Source organism: Georgenia sp. M64 (assembly GCF_038049925.1).
Taxonomy (GTDB): domain Bacteria; phylum Actinomycetota; class Actinomycetes; order Actinomycetales; family Actinomycetaceae; genus Georgenia.
In genome coordinates, this window is record NZ_CP145809.1 from 3,368,664 (window position 1) to 3,383,379 (window position 14,716).

Here is a 14,716-nt window from a genome sequence, read left to right on the forward strand (position 1 = left end):
GGCGCACCACCAGCGCGCCCCTCTCCCGGAGGACGAGGAACCATGAGTGCTCAGCCGTACCCCGGCACGCCCGCCGTCATCAACGGCAACGGCGCTGTCGCCCATGTCATGCGGCACGTCTGCGGCGGGGTCATCGGCTACCCGATCACCCCCTCCACCGAGATCTCCGAGCTCTACGAGGCGGCCCGCGCCGAGGGCGGCCTCAACGTGTGGGGACGGCACCCGTTCTTCTTCGAGCCCGAGGGCGAGCACTCCGCCCAGAGCGGCGCGCTCGGCGCGGCGCTGACCGGCGGGCAGTACATCTCCAACGCCTCCTCCAGCCAGGGGATCCTCTACGCGATGGAGTCGCACTACGTCACGGTCGGCAAGAAGATCGGCGGCTTCGTCCTCCAGGTCGCCGCGCGCGTCGTCTCCAAGCACTCCCTCAACGTCATGGCCGGCCACGACGACGTCTACGCCCTCCTCCCCTCCGGCTACACCATCCTCTTCGGCTCCTCCCCCCAGGAGGCCGCCGACCTCGCCGCGATCGCCTACCGCACCTCCGCGCTCTCGCTCATCCCGGTCACCAACGCCATGGACGGCTTCACCACGAGCCACATGCTCAGCGAGGTCCTCCTGCCCGAGCCGGAGCTGCTGCGCGACTACCTCGGCGACCCCGCCGGCCGCATCCCGTGCCCGACCGTGGCGCAGGAGCTGCTCTTCGGCGCCAAGGGCCGCGTCTTCCAGCTCGGCCAGTACCTCGAGCGGCACGCCGCCGAGATCCGCGAGGACGACGCCCGCGCCCTGCGCGCCTACCTCGAGGCCGCCGCGGAGGCCGTCGAGGCCGACGACGACGGCACGCTCCTCGCCCGCACGCTCCCCTGGCTGCCCGAGGAGCTCCACGGCCAGTGGCGGCGCCAGTGGACCGGCGCGTACGCGCGCGGCACCCGCCAGCTCGTCCCGGCGCTGGTCGACGTCCACAACCCGGGCGTGACCGGGCCGGTGCAGAACCAGCCCGACTTCCAGGCCGGCGCCGTCGACCACCGCACCCACTTCGCCGCCGACGTGCCCGCGCTCGCGCGCCGCGCCATGGCCGAGTACGGCGAACTCACCGGCCGCCGCTACTCCCCGCTGCACACCTACGACTGCGACGACGCCGACTACGTCATGGTGGGCCTCGGGTCCATCACCGACGACGTCCGAGCCGTCCTGCCGCACCTGAGGGCCCAGGGGCTCAAGGTCGGCGTCGTCTCCGTCAAGCTCCTCCAGCCCTTCCCCGAGGCCGAGCTCGTCGAGGCGCTGCGGGGCAAGGTGGCCGTGACGGTCCTCGAGCGCTCGGACACCACCGCCCTGACCGACCTGGTCACGTCGGCGCTGTTCAAGGCCCGCGCCAACGCCGACGCGATCGGCGCCGCCGCACCTGCGGCTGCCGACGGCGCGGCGCCCGCCCTGCGCTACCCGCACCTCCCGGCGCTGGAGCGCATGCCGCGCCTGACCACGGCGATCTTCGGCCTCGGCGGGCACGACGTGCAGCCCCGCCACCTCGTCGCCGCGTTCCAGAACATGGCCGACGGCGCCGGCGCCCCGCTGGTCTACCTCGGCTCGCAGTTCTTCGCCGAGGACCCCGCCCCGCACATGGCCGAGGTGCAGGACCGCCTGCGGAGGGCCTACCCCGACACCGAGCTCATGGCGCTGCGCACCGGGCCCAACCCCGTCCTGCTGCCGCCGTCGGCCCTGCGCATCCGCTTCCACTCGGTCGGCGGCTACGGCACCATCGCCACCGGCAAGCTGCTCACCGACATCCTCGCCGGCGTGCTGGGCATGCACTCCAAGTCCGCGCCGAAGTACGGCTCGGAGAAGTCCGGCGCCCCGACGAACTACTACATCACCCTCAGCCCCGAGCCGGTCCTCATCTCCAACGCCGAGCTCGAGGACGTCGAGATCGTCATCTCCCCCGACCACAAGGCCTTCGTCCACACCAACCCGCTCAAGGGCCTGGCGCGCGGCGGCACGTTCATCCTCCAGAGCGACCTCGGCCCCGAGGAGGTCTGGCGCGAGCTGCCCCGGCACGCCCGCCGCACGATCCGCGAGCGCGGGATCCGCTTCCTCGTCGTCGACGCCTTCCGCGTGGCCAAGAAGCACGCGCCGACGCCGGAGCTCGAGACCCGCATGATGGGCATCGCGTTCATCGGCGCGGTCGCCGGGCACGTCGACCGGGTCACCGGCGGCGCCGAACCCGAGGTCATCGCCGAGAAGGTCCGCGCCCAGATCGTCAAGAAGTTCGGCGGCAAGGGCGAGGCCGTCGTCGAGGGCAACATGGCCGTCATCCGCGAGGGGATGGCCGCCACGATCCCGGTCGACTACGACGCGCCGGCGTTCGTGGCCATCGACGCCGAGGCCGCCCCGCGCACGGTGCGCACCGTGGCGCTCTCGGCCGCGATGTGCCCGGCGACGACGACGCCGCGGCCCAGCGCCCTGTTCGACCCGGCCTACTACGAGGATCTCGCGGCCCGACCGTTCCGGGAGGGCACCATCGGCGAGTCCCCGGTGCTGCCCGGTGCCGGGCTCTTCATGCCGTCCGGGACCGGTGCCGCCAAGGACAAGGGCGTCTTCCGGCGCAGCGTGCCGGTCTTCGACCCGACCTCCTGCACGGGCTGCCTCGAGTGCGCCCTCGTGTGCCCCGACGTCGCGATCCCCAACACTGTGCACGAGATCCACGACCTGCTCCTCGCCGGCATCGCGCCGCTGGAGGTCACCGAGGCGCAGCGCGCGACCCTGCGCGAGCAGGTGCCGGGGCTGGCCGCGCGGGTGCGCGAGGCCTACCGGCAGGACCGGGCCTACCGCCCCTTCCACGAGGTCGTCGCCGAGCAGGCGGCCGGCCTGGACGTCGACCAGCCGGGCTTCGCCCGCACCGTCGACGCGCTCGTCAGCCGTCTCGCGCTGTACCCGGTGGCGCGCCCGCGGCCCTTCTTCGATGCCATGGAGAAGGACGTCCCCGGCACCGGCGGCCTCTTCACCGCCACCATCGACCCGTGGAAGTGCACCGGGTGCCTGCAGTGCGTGCAGGTCTGCGGACCCGGCGCCCTGACCGAGGCCGTCCAGGACGCCGACGTCCTCGCCACGCTCGAGGACCGCTTCGAGATCATGACGACGCTGCCCAACACCCCCCGGCGCTTCGTCGAGGGCTCGACGACGCCGGACGGCGACCTCAAGCGACTCATGCTCGACCACGAGAACTTCTACGCCACCACCGGCGGGCACGGCGCCTGCCGCGGCTGCGGCGAGGTCACCGCGATCCGGCTCGTCACCTCCATGAGCCACGCGCTCGGCGAGGAGCGCCGCCGGACCCACCGGCGCGAGCTCGACACCCTCGTGACCGAGCTGCGGACCAAGCTCGCCTCCTTGGACGGCGCGGGCACCGCGAGCGCGGCCGACGACGGCGCGGCCGGTCTCGCCGGGCGGCGTGCCCGGATCACCGAGGCCATCGACACGCTCGAGGGCCGCCTGTTCCTCTACGAGGGCGGACCGACCGGCAACGGCCCGGCCTCCACCGTCGTGGCGAACTCGACCGGCTGCTCGAGCGTCTACTCCTCGACGATGCCGTTCAACCAGTACCTCGACCCGTGGGTCAACAGCCTCTTCCAGGACGCCCAGCCCCTGGCCAAGGGCATCTTCGAGGGCATCAGCGCCCAGGCCGTCCCGGCCGTGCGGGCCCTGCGCACCGCCCGCCTGGAGCTGGCCGACGCCTACGACCCGGCCGTCCACGACGCCGAGCTGCGGGTGCTGAGCTGGTCGCGGTTCACCCCCGACGAGCTCGCGCTCCTGCCGACCGTGCTGACCGTCGGCGGCGACGGCGCGAGCTACGACATCGGCTTCGGCGCGATGTCACGCGTGCTGGCCTCCGACACCCCGGTGAAGATGGTGGTGCTCAACTCCGGCGCCTACTCCAACACCGGCGGCCAGGCCTCCACCGCCAGCTACACCGGCCAGGACTCCGACCTCGCGCGCTTCGGCAGCGCCCACGACGGCAAGCACGAGGGCCGCAAGGAGCTGGCCCTGCTGGCCTCCTTCCACCCGAACGTCTACGCGTGCGCCACCTCGACCGCGCTGTACGGGCACTTCCTCAAGGCCTCGATGGAGCTGCTCACCTACGGCGACGGCCCGGCGGTCATGGACGTCTACACCCCGTGCGGGACGGAGAACGGCATCCCCGAGGACGCCTCGAACGCCCGCTCGCGCCTGGCGGTGGAGAGCCGGATGGCGCCGGTGTTCGTCCACGACCCGCGCCGCGGCACCACGCTGCACGACTGGTTCTCCCTCGACGGCAACCCCGACGTCGACAGCACGTGGACGACGTCGACCCTGCAGTACGTCGACGACGAGGGCCGCCCGCAGCTCATGACGACGCCGCTGACGCCGGCCGAGTTCGCCCTGGGCGAGGCCCGCTTCAAGAAGCACTTCCGCCGGCTCGACCCGGCCCGCGAGGCCGACGCCGTCCCGGTCGACGAGTACGTCGAGCTCCCTGCCGACCGGCGCGCCGGCAAGGTCCCGTTCGTCCACGCCACCGACGACGACCGCCACCTCATCAAGGTGGCCTGCTCCTCCTCGGTCGTCGCGCTCGTGGAGGACCGGCGCCGCTACTGGCAGACCCTGCAGTACCTCGCCGGACGCCACGAGGCCCAGCTCACCGCCCTGCACCGCGGCGACCTCGCGGCGCTCCAGGCGGCCTACGACGAGGCCGTCGCCGCGCGCGAGACCTCCTTGGACGACATCGCCCGCGCGATGACCGAGCTCGCCACCGCGGCACCCGGTGCGGCGACCGGTGCGCTCGGGGCGTTCGGCGGTCTCGGCGCAGCGGGGATCGGCGGCCTCGGCGCGGGCGTGCCGGGCGCCGTCGCACCGGCCGGCACGGGCGCGGCGGCCGTGGCGGCGCCAGGCGCCGTCGCCACGATGGACCTGCCCTTCTTCCTCGACCCCGCCGACCAGGCCCTGTGCAACGACTGCGGGACCTGCTACCAGGAGCTGCCCCAGTTCTTCGAGAAGACGACGGCCATCATCGAGGGCGAGGTCCGCACCGTGGCACGGATGATCCCGGGCTCCCTCGAGGGCGTCGAGATCACCCCCGAGCTGCAGCGGCGCATCGACCGGGTCAAGGCCACCTGCGACGGGGAGATCATCCGATGAGCACCATCACGCCCCCGCGGCCCGGCCCCGCGCCGGACGTCCCCGGCACCGACGGTCCCGCACCAGGTCCGGGTGACGGTCTCGCCGACCTGGGCCGCTACCTCGCCGCCCGCAGCGCCCTCGACGCGGGCCGCGCCGAGGTCGAGGCCCTGGAGTCCTCCACCGCGGTGACCACGTTCAACGGTCAGGTCGAGCTGCTGCGCCGCCGCCTCCTCGCCGAGCCCCGCGCCTTCCGCGAGCTCTTCGTGGCCGACGGCATGGCCGCCGTCGCGAACGAGTTCCGCCGGCCCGAGCTCGACCCGGGGTTCGTGCGGACCCTGTGGCGCGGCCTCCTGCGCGAGGACGACTCCGCCACGGTCCTCATGCGGTTCCTCTGGGGGCTGCCGCTGGGCCTCAAGCGCAAGTTCATCCGCGGGATCGACCACCACCTGTCCGACCGGTACCCCATGTTCGCCGGCCTCTCCGACGGGTGGCCCGCCACCGCCAGCATCCCGCCCTACGTGCGCGACGCCGAGTCCCGCGCGCAGGACTTCGGCCTCGTCAACCAGGGGTACCTGGGCTACATGACCCTCGGCTACACCGCGCGCGAGGTGGACCTGTTCGTCTGGCTCGAGGCGCTGCGGGACAAGCAGTGCACCGAGAAGCCGTGCGAGCTGGGCGTCTTCCTCGCCAACCACCGCGAGCCGGTGGGCGGCTGCCCGGTCAAGATCCACATCCCGCAGATGCTCGAGCTCGTCGGCACCGGACGGTTCCGTGAGGCCCTGGAGCTGCTCGAGTCGTGCAACCCGCTGCCCGACGTCACCGGGCGGGTGTGCCCGCAGGAGCTGCAGTGCCAGGGGGTGTGCCTGCACAAGACCCCCATCGCGATCGGCCAGGTCGAGTGGTTCCTGCCGGAGCGGGAGAAGCTGCGTGACCCCGGGGCCACCGCCCGCCGCCTCGCCGGCGTCCCCGACCCGTGGGACCGGGCCGACCGCCCGCCCGTCGCGATCGTCGGGTCGGGCCCCTCGGGCCTCATCGACGCCTACCTCCTGGCCGCCGAGGGCTTCCCCGTCACCGTCTTCGAGGCCTTCCACGCGCTCGGCGGGGTGCTGCGATACGGCATCCCGGAGTTCCGGCTGCCCAACGAGCTCATCGACGACGTCGTCGAGAAGATCACCCTCCTCGGCGGGCGCTTCGTCACGAACTTCGTCGTCGGGAAGACGGCGTCCCTGCAGGACCTGCGCGATTCCGGGTTCTGGCGCGTCTTCGTCGGGACCGGCGCGGGGCTGCCCCGGTTCATGAACGTCCCCGGCGAGCACCTCCTCAACGTGATGTCCGCCAACGAGTTCCTCACCCGGGTCAACCTCATGCAGGCGCTGCGCCCCGACCACGAGACGCCCCTGCCGGAGACGGCGGGCAAGCGGGTCGTCGTCGTCGGCGGCGGCAACACCGCCATGGACGCGGCCCGGACCGCCCGGCGCCTCGGCGGCCACGTCACCATCGTCTACCGGCGCACCCGGGCCGAGATGCCCGCCCGGGTCGAGGAGCTCGAGCACGCCCTCGAGGAGGGCATCGAGCTGCTGGTGCTGCGCTCGCCGTCGGAGTTCCTCGGCGACGACGCCACGGGCTTCGTCCGCGCCGCGACCCTGGAGGTCATGGAGCTCGGCGAGCCCGACGAGTCCGGACGGCGGCGCCCCGTCGCGACGGGCCGGACCGAGACCATCGACGCCGACCTCGTCATCATGGCGCTCGGCAACGCCGCCAACCCGATCATCAAGGACTCCGAGCCCCGCCTGCACACCACCCGGTGGGGCACCATCGACCTCGACCACGACGGCTCGCAGGCGACGACGCTGCCCGGCGTCTACACCGGCGGCGACGCGGCCCGGGGCGGCTCGACCGCGATCCGTGCCGCCGGGGACGGCCAGGCCGCCGCCCGGGAGATCCTCGGCGAGGTCGACCTCAGCGCCTCGGACGTCACCGACCGGGTCGGCCGCGCCCGGCAGTACACCGAGCAGGCCGCCGCCGCGCCCGTCATCGTCGCGAAGACCGACCTCGGCGGCGGGATCTGCGAGTTCACGGTCCGCGCTCCGGTCGTCGCCCGGGCCGCGCGGGCCGGGCAGTTCGTCCGGGTGCTCCCCCGGCCCGACGGCGAGCTCATCCCCCTCACCCTCGCCGACTGGGACGCCGGCGCCGGCACGATCGTCCTCGTCGTCCAGGGGATGGGGACCTCCAGCCTGGAGATCAACGAGATGTCGGTCGGCGAGGCCTTCGCCGGCGTCGCCGGGCCGCTCGGGCGGCCGAGCGAGATCCACCTCCACGCCGAGGGCTCGACGGTGGTCATGACCGCGGGCGGGCTGGGCCTGCCGCCGGTCTACCCGATCATGCGTGAGCACCTGGCCGCGGGGAACCACGTCACCCTGATCTCGGGCTTCCGCAGCCGGGAGCTGATGTTCTGGACCGGCGAGGACGAGCGGGTGGGCCGCCTGCAGGAGCGGTGGGGCGACCGGCTCGACGTCGTGTGCACCACCAACGACGGCAGCTTCGGTGTGCCGGGGTTCGTCACCGGTCCGCTGGAGGAGCTGCTCGAGGCGAACCGCCGCGGCGAGGGCCGGCGGGTGGCCGAGGTGGTCACCATCGGCCCGCCGCTGATGATGCGGGCGGTCAGCGACCTCACCGCGCCGTACGCCGTGCCGTGCGTGGCGAGCCTGAACTCGATCATGGTCGACGCCACGGGCATGTGCGGGGCGTGCATGGTCCCGGTGGTGGAGGGCGGCACGCTGGTGCGCAAGCACGCCTGCATCGACGGCCCCGAGATCGACTCGCACACCATCGACTGGGACAAGTTCCTCCCCCGGTTCCGGCTGTTCGAGGCCCAGGAGCGGGCCAGCATGGTGGCGCACGGGCGCGCCTGACCGCCGCACGGGGCCCCGGCTCGGTCGACCGCGCCGCCGGCCGACGGCAAACCCCGTGACCGTGTCGGTGCCCGGTGCCACACTGGCGCCAACCTGAGGAGGTTCATCACATGTCGAGACTTGTGCACTTCGAGATCCAGGCCGACGACCTGGAGCGCGCCAAGACGTTCTACTCCGCCGTCTTCGGGTGGACGTTCGAGGACTACGGGCAGTTCACCGGCGGCTCTCCCTACTGGGGAATCACCACCGGGCCGGATGAGGAGCCCGGGATCAACGGCGGCCTGCTCCCCCGGCCGGTGGCCGCGCCGGGCCTGGGCCATGGGACGAACGCGTACGTGTGCACCATGGCGGTCGAGGACTACGACGCCACGGAGCGGCGCATCCTCGACGCCGGCGGCCAGGTGGCGCTGCCGAAGATGGCGCTGACGGGCATGGCCTGGCAGGGCTACTACATCGACACCGAGGGCAACACCTTCGGCATCCACCAGCCCGACCCCGAGGCCCGCTGACCCCTCGTCGCGGCCGGCGGCGGCCGCCGTCGTGTACCGGACCCCGGGACCGTCGGCCCTTCGCGGCGGTACCCGGGGACCATCACCCCCCGGCGGCGGTCCCGGGGGACCATCGCCCCTGGCGGCGCCCGTGCCCCGGTGCGACGGTGAGACCGACGCCGGTGCGCCGGGCCCGGGGCCGCCACCTCGCGGCCGGGCGCACCGGCGGACAGAGCGCCACGAGGGGGCGTCATGGACCGCAGCACCCGGGGGCGCGACCGCGGCGCAGCCGTCGCCACGCACGACCTCACCAAGCACTACGGCGACGTGGTCGCGCTCGACTCGCTGGACCTGGAGGTCCGGGCCGGTGAGATCTTCGGCTTCCTCGGCCCCAACGGCGCCGGGAAGTCCACGACCATCCGCCTGCTGCTCGGCCTCGTCCGGCCCACACGGGGGACGGCGACGATCCTCGGGGTCCCCGTCGACGACGTCGCGCGCGCCCACCGGCTCGTCGGGTACGTCCCGGGTGACGTCGCCCTGTGGCCCCAGCTCACCGGCACCGAGACCCTCGAGCTGCTGGGGAACGTCGCCGGCGGCGTGGACTCCCCGTTCCGTGACGAGCTCCTCGAGCGTCTCCAGCTCGACCCGTCACCGCGCGTGCGCTCGCTGTCCAAGGGCAACCGGCAGAAGGTCGCCCTCGTCGCGGCGATGATGACGCGGCCGGAGGTGCTCCTCCTGGACGAGCCGACCGCCGGCCTCGACCCGCTCATGGAGGCCGAGTTCCAGCTCCTGGCCCGCGAGGCCGCGGCGCGAGGTCAGACCCTCTTCCTCTCCTCGCACATCCTCGACGAGGTCCAGGACCTCTGCGACCGTGTCGGGATCCTCCGGGCCGGGCGCCTCGTCGAGGTGGCGACCCTGGACGACCTGCGCCGGATCGGCGCGACGAAGGTCGAGATCGTCGTCGACGGTCCCGTGCCGGTCCTCGACGACGTGCCCGGCGTGAGCGCCGTCGAGACCCCGGGCACCCCGGGCGCGGTCCGGTTCACGGTCACCGGCTCGCCGGGCCCGCTCCTCCGACGCCTCGCCGGTGTGCCGGTGGTCCGGCTGCGCACGGAGGAGCCGTCGCTGGAGGAGATCTTCCTGACCTACTACTGAGCGCACACGCGAGGTCGGCGACGAGAGGAGGTGGAGATGGCCACGGCAGTAGCCCCCGGCGAACGACGGCACGTCGCCGTCCCACGCCGCGGGGCCCCCCACGCCGCACCACCGACCCGGCCGGCCCGCGCCGTCGCCCGGCTGACCGCCCGGCTCCTGCGTCGCGGCACGGCCGCCATGATGCTCGGGGTCGCCCTGTACATGGTGGTCGAGGCGGTCTCCTTCACGGTCGGGTACCCCGACGCCGCCTCCCGCAGCGCCCTGGTGGCCTGGGGTCAGGACCCCACCATCCGGATCCTCTCCGGCCCGGCCACGGCGCTGGACACCGTCGGCGGCTTCGCCGTGTGGGACTCCGGCCTCATCCTCTCCCTCGTCGTGTGCGCGTGGGCGATCACGACGACGACGCGCGTCCTGCGCGGCGACGAGGCCGCCGGCCGCTCCGAGCTGGTCCTCGCCGGAGCCGTGCCCGCCGGCCGGGCGCTGCTCGCGCAGGTGGGCGTGCTGCTCGCCGGGTGCGTCGGCGTCGGGGCCGCGGTGGGCGCGGCACTCGCCGCGGGCGGCGCGCAGGGAGAGGGTGCGCTGGCGTACGGCGCCGCGATCGCGGCTCTGGCGGCGACGACGGTCGCCGTCGCGACCGTGACCGCCCAGCTCCTCGTCTCCCGGGCCGGTGCGTCGGGGGCTGCGGCGTCCGTCGTCGTCGTCGCGGTGCTGCTGCGCGTCGTCGCCAACAGCGCCGAGTCCCGGGCCTGGCTCGCCTGGCTGACCCCGCTCGGTTGGACCGACCAGCTCCGCCCGTTCGGGGAGAACCGGTGGGGCGTCCTGCTCGTGCCGGTGGCGGTGACGACGGCGCTGGTCGGCGGCGCCCTCGCCGTCCGGGGGCGCCGCGACCTCGGCGCCGGCACGCTGTCGCGGCGCGGTCCCCCGCGGTCCCGCCGGTGGGGCCTGCGGGGTCCGACCGGCTTCGCCTGGCGCTCGGGCCTGGGCACCCTGCTGGGCTGGACGGCCGGGATCGCGCTGAGCGCCGGCGTCGTGGGGGCCATGGTGCCCACGATCGAGGAGTTCCTCGCCGAGGACGCCGGGTTCCAGAACATCCTCGTCGTCATCGGGATGGACACCTCAGACCTCGTGCGGGGGTTCCTCGGAATGACGGGGACGATGATCGCGCTCGCGATCTCCGTCCAGCTCGCCTTCCGCCTCGGTGCCGCGCGCACCGAGGAGGCCTCGGGCCGGGCCGAGCTGCTCCTGGCCCGGCCCCTCTCCCGTCGCCGGTGGCTGACCGGGCACGTGCTCGGTGCCGCTGCGGCCGCTCTCCTCCTCGCCGGTGCCGCCGCCTTCGCGACGTGGGCCGGTGCCGCGGTCGCCGGCGCCGACGTCGCCGCCACCGACGCCGCCCTCGCGATGCTCGGCCCGCTGCCGGCCGTGGCCGTCCTCGCCGGGCTCGGGGTGCTCGTCCTCGGCGTGGCGCCCAGGCTGACGGTCGTCGTCGCGGCGTCGGTGCCCCCGGCGGCCTACGTCCTCGAGCTCGTGGGCCCGCTGCTCGACTGGCCGGAGGAGGTCGTCGGTCTCTCCCCGTTCCACCACCTCGCGGCGGTCCCGGTGGAGCCCTTCGCCACGGCACCGGCCCTCGTCATGACCGCGGTCGGCATCGCGCTGGCGACCGCGGGCGTGCGGGCGTTCGGGCGGCGGGACCTCGCCGGGGCGTGACGGGCCCCCCGCCGACGGGGCCGCCGACGGGCCGCCGACAGGCCGTCGACAGGCCGTCGACAGGCCGTCGACAGATCGCCGGCCGACTACACCCCGCCGAGCGAGAAGCAGACCTTGTACGACGCGCCCTGCCCCGAGCCGAGGAGCCTGGTCTCGACCTTGAACTCGACCCCGTAGTGGTGGGTGTTCGTCGTCCGCGCGGCCAGCACGACCATCTGCTTGACGGAGAGGGTCACGACGTCCCGGCCGAGGTCGTCGTCGTCGGTGTCCAGAGCCGTGTTGAGGAAGTCCGCGATGGGCTCCTCGAGGTACGGCATGATCGCCTCCGCGCCGTAGGAGAGGACCGGTCCGACGAGCGGGATGTACTCCAGCCCCTTCTCGATGCCCTCCGAGGCCACCTTCACGAACTGCGCGACTCGCGCCTTGAACTTGTCCGGGTCGCCGAAGTCGTGCTCCATGAGCTGGACGCCGATGACCAGGCCGCTCGGCCGGCCGCGGTAGAGCTCGAGCGAGTCGGGCCGGGTGTCGCCGTGGTCGACGTCGGTGTAGACCTGCGACCGCACGTCCACGGTGCCGGTCGGCGCAGCGAGTCCCAGGATGACGTACGGCTCGTCCTCGAACGGTGTCTCGTCGCCGTCGGAGTCGGTCTCGCCGAAGCAGATGAGGCCGGAGTAGTGCAGGGCGACGTCGTTGAGGTCGATCGCCCCGACGTCGGGCCACCAGTACACGGCCCCGCGTTCGAAGACGGTGATCCGCCCGCCCTCGGGGAGGTCTGCCTCGTCGGTCAGCGGCAGCCCGAGCCAGCTGGTCGCTCCGCCGAGCTCGTCGTAGCGCTGCCCGATGGCCCCGTAGACGTAGGCGATGCCGCCGTCGCGGCGCTGGTACATCGTGCCGTGCTGGTAGCGCACCCGGAGCCCGGTGCCGACCGGCTCGGGCAGGGCGGCCGGCGCCAGCGGCGCGCCGGGTGCTCCGCCCAGCTCCGCGTGCTTGTCGTTGAACGGGGCCCACTGGAGCGTGTGCAGGTTGAAGCCCTGGCGGACGACCTCGATCAGCTGCTCCGCACGCCTGGAGATCGTCCTCGTGTCGACCGTCTGGTCGAGACGGACCTTTGCGGGCATGGTGACCTCCGGTGGTCGGACGCCGGCGAGGGTCGCCGTGCGTCATGTGGATCGTCCGGCCGGCCCGACGCAGGAGGGAAGGGGTGGTTCCTCCCTGGAACCACCCCTTGACGGGTCGGCGGCGCCGGCTCTTCTGCCGGACACCTCCGCGGCCCTACGATCGGCACCTGCGAGCGCTCCGGCGCCGGGAAGGTGGACGACGTGCACCTCGACCTGGACTGCGCCGAGAGCTTCGCGGTGCTCGCGCAGGAGCGGCACTACGGACGAGCGGCTGCCCGGCTCCACCTCACGTCACCGACGCTGACCAAGCGCATCCAGCGGCTGGAGCGCCAGCTCGGGGTCCAGCTGCTGCTGCGGGGGCCCGGCGGCGTGGTCGCCCTGACCGCCGGCGGCGCCCGGCTCGCGGTCGAGCTGGGGCCGCTGCTGGCCCACGAGGTCCGGGTACGGCGGGCGAGCCGTGGCCGCGGCACCACGCTCGTCGTCGGCATCCCCCACGACGGTGACGACGACACGCTCGACGAGCAGCTCGCCGACGTCCAGCGTCTGGTCCGGCTCGAGAACCCCGACGTGTCGATGCTCCGCCGCCGAACCCCCTTTCCGCTCATGACCACCTGGCTCCTCGACGGACGCGTCGACGTCCAGCTCACCGCCGGGCCGGTCCGGCACGCCGCCATCCGCTCCACACCGATCGCCGCGGTGTCGCGGATCGTCGCCGTGGGGCGGCGCAGCGCCCTGGGCGAGGCCGCCTCGCTGGCGGTGGACGACGTCGTGGACCTGCCGCTCCTCTACGACCCCGGCCTCCCGGCGGACTTCATGGAGCCGTTCTGGCTCGCCGACGTGCGCCCCGCCGCCCAGGCCCGGCTCGTCGGCATCGTGGCCCGCGACAGCCGGGCGGTGCTCGAGCACGTGCTCCGTGACGTGGGGGTCATGGTCCTGCTCCCCATCCAGGCCGCCGGCGTCCCGCCCGGGGTGCGCCTGCTGCCGCTGGCCGGTCTGCCACCGCTCGTCCTGCACGCCGCGACCCGGATGAGCGACCGGCGCGCCGCTGTCCGCTCCCTCCTGGACGCTCTGCGGTCGCTCCGCGGCGGCATGGCCGAGGCCGCCGCGGGGTGACGAGGGCCGGTTGTGGATTCGACGAAGATTCGATGTCGGGCCTGTCGGGCCAGGCGCCGTGGTGCTTCGATGGTTCGGCGGGGCACTCGATGACCCCGGCCCCACCTCCCAGAACGGACCCACCGTGAAGCTCACCCGCACAGCACTCGTCGCCGCCGCCGTCGTCGGACTCACGATCACCGCGCTTCCCGCCGGCGCGGCGGAGACGGGCACAGGTCGGGATTTCGCCGAGCACGTCGTCATGCACAACGACCACTTCTCGGGGGAGATGAACCCGGGCATGCACCAGGGCTACGCCGGCTGGCCGGACCACCACCACCCCATGTGAGGCGGCGTCCCGGCGTGAGAGCGCCGGGACGTTCGTTCCTCGCGCGGCGGTGGACGGAGCGGGACGCTCGACACATCGGAGGTGTCGGGAGATGCGCCGCCCACCATGCCTGCTGGTGCTCGTCGGGGTGCTGGCAGCGTGCAGCGTGACCTCGCTGGGACCGGCGCCGCCGGGTCCTTCACCCGTCACCACCGCGGAGACGTCGGGGGCCGCGGAGACGTCGGGCGCCGCCGATCCCGTCCCGACCGGGACGGTGACTGTCGAGATCTCCGACGTGCGGGGTGCGACCGGATCGCACCTCGCCGTGGTGATCTTCGACCGTGGAGGCGCCGTCGTCCGGCCTGGTGAGGAGCCGCTGGAGGAGTTCACCGGCCACGGCGGGTTCGTCGTACCCGTCGACGCCGACCCGTTCTCCGTCACCCGCACCCTCCAGGAGGGCTCCCCGCTCCTGGAGGAGTACCCGAGCACGGGTCCGGACGCCGCCGTCCCGGCAGGCGACCACACGATGCTCGTCGCCGTCTCCTCCGACCTCGGGCCGTACAGCGAGTGGATGCCCGCCGCCCCCGTCGACCAGGGGTGCGACCTCACGGTGACCGTCACGGCGGGGACGACCACGACCGTGCGCCTGTCGGGGCTGCCGCGCTGGAGTGAGACGTCCGTGACCACGTGCACGGCCGGCACTGACGAGCAGCCGACGTAGCGCCTGGAGCCTCGGGACGGTCGAGCCTCGGGACGGCGGAGCCTCGAGACGGT

Annotated in this window: 9 protein-coding genes; 8 read left to right on the forward strand and 1 reads right to left on the reverse strand. The window is 73.7% G+C overall.

Translation table 11 applies throughout. The features are described from left to right. The first annotated feature begins 42 nt into the window (after window positions 1–42). The 5 genes from AAEM63_RS14960 to AAEM63_RS14980 all read left to right on the forward strand — a co-directional run bounded on the left by AAEM63_RS14960 (window position 43) and on the right by AAEM63_RS14980 (window position 11,404). Complete coding sequence (locus AAEM63_RS14960) at window positions 43–5,163, forward strand: 2-oxoacid:acceptor oxidoreductase family protein (protein ID WP_341359037.1); 5,121 nt, start codon at window positions 43–45, stop codon at window positions 5,161–5,163. Beyond that, window positions 5,160–8,057 (forward strand): sulfide/dihydroorotate dehydrogenase-like FAD/NAD-binding protein, encoded by a 2,898-nt coding sequence (locus tag AAEM63_RS14965; protein ID WP_341359038.1) that lies wholly within the window; start codon window positions 5,160–5,162, stop codon window positions 8,055–8,057. The genes AAEM63_RS14960 and AAEM63_RS14965 overlap by 4 nt, the downstream gene beginning before the upstream one ends. Window positions 8,058–8,167: 110 nt before the next feature. Then, a complete protein-coding gene (locus AAEM63_RS14970; protein WP_341359039.1) occupies window positions 8,168–8,566 on the forward strand; it encodes a VOC family protein in 399 nt (132 codons plus the stop codon). 231 nt (window positions 8,567–8,797) lie between these two features. After that, a complete protein-coding gene (locus AAEM63_RS14975) occupies window positions 8,798–9,700 on the forward strand; it encodes an ABC transporter ATP-binding protein (protein ID WP_341359040.1) in 903 nt (300 codons plus the stop codon). A gap of 36 nt (window positions 9,701–9,736) precedes the next feature. Further along, entirely contained in the window at window positions 9,737–11,404 is a 1,668-nt protein-coding gene (locus tag AAEM63_RS14980) for a hypothetical protein (protein WP_341359041.1), read from the forward strand. 86 nt (window positions 11,405–11,490) lie between these two features. Here the strand turns inward: AAEM63_RS14980 and AAEM63_RS14985 are convergent, their stop codons facing one another. Continuing rightward, window positions 11,491–12,522, reverse strand: coding sequence for a hypothetical protein (locus AAEM63_RS14985; protein ID WP_341359042.1), 1,032 nt, complete (start codon window positions 12,520–12,522; stop codon window positions 11,491–11,493). A gap of 201 nt (window positions 12,523–12,723) precedes the next feature. Between AAEM63_RS14985 and AAEM63_RS14990 the strand changes: the two genes are divergently transcribed. From AAEM63_RS14990 to AAEM63_RS15000, 3 genes are all read left to right on the forward strand, one after another. Continuing rightward, window positions 12,724–13,635, forward strand: a complete 912-nt coding sequence (locus AAEM63_RS14990; RefSeq protein WP_341359043.1) for a LysR family transcriptional regulator — start codon at window positions 12,724–12,726, stop codon at window positions 13,633–13,635. A 124-nt stretch (window positions 13,636–13,759) separates the two neighbouring features. Continuing rightward, window positions 13,760–13,963 (forward strand): hypothetical protein, encoded by a 204-nt coding sequence (locus AAEM63_RS14995; protein WP_341359044.1) that lies wholly within the window; start codon window positions 13,760–13,762, stop codon window positions 13,961–13,963. A 91-nt stretch (window positions 13,964–14,054) separates the two neighbouring features. Further along, window positions 14,055–14,663, forward strand: coding sequence for a hypothetical protein (locus AAEM63_RS15000; protein ID WP_341359045.1), 609 nt, complete (start codon window positions 14,055–14,057; stop codon window positions 14,661–14,663). Window positions 14,664–14,716: the final 53 nt, after the last annotated feature.

What these genes read in the sequence shown, in the direction of transcription:
- AAEM63_RS14960 (WP_341359037.1), top strand. Translation starts at nt 43, where the DNA reads ATGAGTGCTCAGCCGTACCCCGGCACGCCCGCCGTCATCAACGGCAAC.
- AAEM63_RS14965 (WP_341359038.1), top strand. Translation starts at nt 5,160, where the DNA reads ATGAGCACCATCACGCCCCCGCGGCCCGGCCCCGCGCCGGACGTCCCC.
- AAEM63_RS14970 (WP_341359039.1), top strand. Translation starts at nt 8,168, where the DNA reads ATGTCGAGACTTGTGCACTTCGAGATCCAGGCCGACGACCTGGAGCGC.
- AAEM63_RS14975 (WP_341359040.1), top strand. Translation starts at nt 8,798, where the DNA reads ATGGACCGCAGCACCCGGGGGCGCGACCGCGGCGCAGCCGTCGCCACG.
- AAEM63_RS14980 (WP_341359041.1), top strand. Translation starts at nt 9,737, where the DNA reads ATGGCCACGGCAGTAGCCCCCGGCGAACGACGGCACGTCGCCGTCCCA.
- AAEM63_RS14985 (WP_341359042.1), bottom strand. Translation starts at nt 12,522, where the DNA reads ATGCCCGCAAAGGTCCGTCTCGACCAGACGGTCGACACGAGGACGATC.
- AAEM63_RS15000 (WP_341359045.1), top strand. Translation starts at nt 14,055, where the DNA reads ATGCGCCGCCCACCATGCCTGCTGGTGCTCGTCGGGGTGCTGGCAGCG.